Origin of the sequence: Agrobacterium sp. ICMP 6402, from assembly GCF_009498615.1 — a bacterium.
In the GTDB taxonomy this organism is placed as follows: Bacteria; Pseudomonadota; Alphaproteobacteria; order Rhizobiales; family Rhizobiaceae; genus Agrobacterium; species Agrobacterium burrii.
This window is the reverse complement of the sequence record NZ_QSNV01000018.1, coordinates 1-761: the sequence shown is the minus strand read 5'-3', so window position 1 is coordinate 761 and position 761 is coordinate 1. Positions and strand designations below refer to the sequence as shown.

The 761-nt window shown below is 57.6% G+C and carries 1 protein-coding gene; it reads right to left on the bottom strand.

Annotated elements, in window-relative coordinates:
• The coding region (locus DXT96_RS26070) for a sugar phosphate nucleotidyltransferase (protein WP_246670661.1) at positions 1 to 761 on the bottom strand (761 nt) is incomplete at both ends.

The window sequence follows — 761 nt, the reverse complement described above, 5'->3', positions numbered from 1 at the left end:
GTCGCCGTTCCCTTGACGACGATCCAGTGTTCCGAGCGATGATAATGTTTCTGGAACGAGATGCGGTGGCCGGGATCGACCGTGATGTGGCCGACGCGGTAGCGCTTATCCACATACATGTGTTCGATATAACCCCATGGCCGATAAACGCGCTTGTGCGCCTGCGTCTGCGGCGCATGGTCGCCGCCCTTAAGCGTCTCCACCAGCCCCTTTACATCCTGCACCCGGTTTTTCGGCACCACCAGAACCGCATCCTTGGTGGCCACCACCACCAGATCCTTCGCGCCCACCACCGTCGTCAGCAATTGTGTGGAGTGAATGAGGCAACCCTCGGAATCAATGAACACGCCATCGCCTTCGAGCGCATTGTCGTTGCCCTGCTTGTCGGCGATTTCCCAGATCGCATCCCAGCTGCCGATATCCGACCAGCGGAAATGGCCATGCACCACCGCCATGCGTTTGGTTTTTTCGATCACCGCATAGTCGATGGAGTTTTTCGGCGAGGCCTCAAAGCTTGCCTGATGCAGGCGCACGAAACCAAGGTCGCTTTCATATTGCTCGACCGCCTGCGTTACCGCCGAAAGAATCTCGGGCGCGAAGGCCTTGAGTTCGGCGATCATCACGTCGGAGCGGAACAGAAAGTTACCGGAGTTCCACAGATAACCTTTTTCAAGATAGGAAATCGCCGTCTTTACATCCGGCTTTTCCACGAAGGCATCGACGGTGCTGAGATCGGCCTCACCGTCGATCGCCTCGCCCGG